Source organism: Variovorax sp. P1_H12_2, from assembly GCF_056405335.1.
The window spans coordinates 1-2,388 of the sequence record NZ_JBFUCI010000635.1 but is presented as its reverse complement, the minus strand read 5'-3'; the positions used below and the strand labels follow the sequence as shown (position 1 = coordinate 2,388).

Sequence of the window (2,388 nt, the reverse complement as noted above, 5' to 3'; positions counted from 1 at the left end):
CTTCGACAGGGTCCGGCTCACGGTCTCGAGCTTGAGCCCGAGGTAGCTGCCGATTTCCTCGCGGGTCATGCGAAGCACCAGCTCGGAACGCGAGAAGCCGCGCGCGTGCAGGCGCTGGACCAGGTTCAGCAGGAAGGCGGCGAGCCGCTCTTCGGCCCGCATGCTGCCCAGCAGCAGCATCACGCCGTGTTCGCGCACGATCTCGCGGCTCATGATCTGGTGCACGTGGCGCTGCAGCGCGGTGATCTCGCGCGACAGCTCCTCGATGCGTTCGAAAGGCATCACGCAGACCTCGGAGTCCTCCAGCGCCACGGCGTCGCAGGTGTGCTGGTCGTTGACGATGCCGTCGAGCCCGATGATCTCTCCCGCCATCTGGAAGCCCGTGACCTGGTCGCGGCCGTCCTCGCTGGTGACGCGGGTCTTGAACACCCCGGTGCGGATCGCATAGAGCGAGGTGAAGGCCTCGCCGTTGCGAAACAGCGTCTCGCGCCGCTTGATCTTGCGCCGCGTCGCGACGATGTCGTCGATGCGCTGCAGCTCGCCCGGATTCAGGCCCACCGGCATGCAGAGCTCGCGCAGATTGCAGTTGGAACAGGCGACCTTGATATTTTCGGGTTTCATTGATGCAGTCGAGGTCATGGAGGGATTGTCCGACGGGGAGTGGGGTGGATGCTTGATGCAGGTCAATGATTGCAGATCGTGACGGCGGCATAGTGACACACCACAGCCCTTGCCGCCGCCCGCGATGCACCCCCCCTCCGCTCCCGTCCTCACGCCGGCCCTGGCGCCGCCGTCCACCGTACTGCGCCGTTTCGACTGCGCCGGCCCGCGCTACACGTCCTATCCCACGGCCGATCGCTTCGTCGACGCCTTCACGGCGGACGACTACGCGCAGGCCCTCGAGCAGCGCGGCGGGGCCGGCGCGAGCGCGCGGGCGCTGTCGCTGTACGTGCACATCCCGTTCTGCGAATCGCTCTGCTACTACTGCGCCTGCAACAAGATCGTGACCCGGCACAAGAGCAAGGGGCGCGAGTACCTGGACTACCTGTCCCGCGAGATTTCGCTGCAGGTGGAGAAGCTCGGCCGCGGCGCGGTCGTCCGCCAGCTGCACCTGGGCGGCGGCACGCCGACCTTCCTCGACGATGCCGGCCTGCGGGAACTCATGGCCATGCTTCGCGGCGCCTTCACGCTGTCGCCGGACGGGGAGCATTCGATCGAGATCGACCCGCGCACCGTCGACCGCGAGCGCCTCGTGACGCTGGCCGAACTGGGCTTCAACCGGCTGAGCTTCGGCGTCCAGGACTTCGACCCGGAAGTGCAGAAGGCGGTGCACCGGATCCAGCCCGCCCGGCAGGTGTTCGACCTGATGGCGGTGGCCCGCGGGCTGGGCTTCGATTCGGTCAACGTCGACCTGATCTACGGACTGCCGCGCCAGAGCCCCGCGTCCTTCGACCGCACGCTGGAGCAGGTCTGCGCGCTCCGGCCGGACCGGATCGCGCTCTATGCCTACGCCCACCTGCCCGAGCGCTTCAAGGCCCAGCGCCGCATCGCGACCGAAGCCCTGCCCGATGCCGGCGCCAAGGTCGAGATGCTGTCGCGCTCGATCGCCGCGCTCACCGCCGCGGGCTATGTCTACATCGGGATGGACCATTTCGCGCTGCCTGGCGATGCGCTGGCGGTCGCCCGGCGGCAGGGCCGGCTGCATCGCAACTTCCAGGGCTACAGCACGCAGCCGGACTGCGACCTGGTGGCCCTGGGCGTGTCGGCGATCGGCCGCATCGGCGCCACCTACAGCCAGAACGCGAAGACGCTCGAGGAATACTACGACCTCCTCGACCAGGGCCGCCTGCCGGTGGTGCGCGGCCTGGCGCTGACGCGCGACGACGTGCTGCGGCGCGCCGTGATCATGGCGATCATGTGCCAGGGACGGGTGGACTTCGAGGCTGTCGGCGCGGCCCACCTGATCGACTTCGAGCACCTCTTCGCGGCCGAACTGGCCGCGCTCGAACCGCTCGCGGCGCAGGGCCTGGTGACCCTGGGCGACCGCTCCATCGAGGTCACGCCCCTGGGCTGGTTCTTCGTGCGCGCGATCGCCATGGTGTTCGACCGCTACCTGCAGGCCGACCGCAATCGAACGCGCTTCTCGCGCATCGTCTGACATGAGAAGCCCCCACGCGCATCGCTTCGCGTATCGCTGCCCCCCAAGGGGGTGCTCAGCGCCCTTCGGGCGGCCGGGCGGACACTGAGCCATGCAGGCTGCGCTGGCCGCCACCGCGCTTGTGATGGGGCTGGCCGGCGGGCCGCACTGCGTCGCGATGTGCGGCGCCGCGTGTGCGGGGGTGATCCGCATCGTGCGCGCGCCCGCCGGCGGCGTCGCCGCGCTGGCGC

At 69.2% G+C, this 2,388-nt stretch carries 2 protein-coding genes and 1 pseudogene; 2 read left to right on the top strand and 1 reads right to left on the bottom strand.

Annotated features, from left to right (window positions below):
• The coding region (locus AC1D2K_RS33525) for a cyclic nucleotide-binding domain-containing protein (RefSeq protein ID WP_478094597.1) at positions 1–621 on the bottom strand (621 nt) is incomplete at its 3' end.
• Between the two features lie 124 nt (positions 622–745).
• Between AC1D2K_RS33525 and hemN the strand changes: the two genes are divergently transcribed.
• Together hemN and AC1D2K_RS33515 are read left to right on the top strand one after the other, a co-directional pair.
• Positions 746–2,158, top strand: coding sequence for an oxygen-independent coproporphyrinogen III oxidase (hemN, locus tag AC1D2K_RS33520; protein WP_478094596.1), 1,413 nt, complete (start codon positions 746–748; stop codon positions 2,156–2,158).
• Between the two features lie 91 nt (positions 2,159–2,249).
• A pseudogene (locus AC1D2K_RS33515) lies at positions 2,250–2,388 on the top strand (sulfite exporter TauE/SafE family protein); the annotation flags it as partial.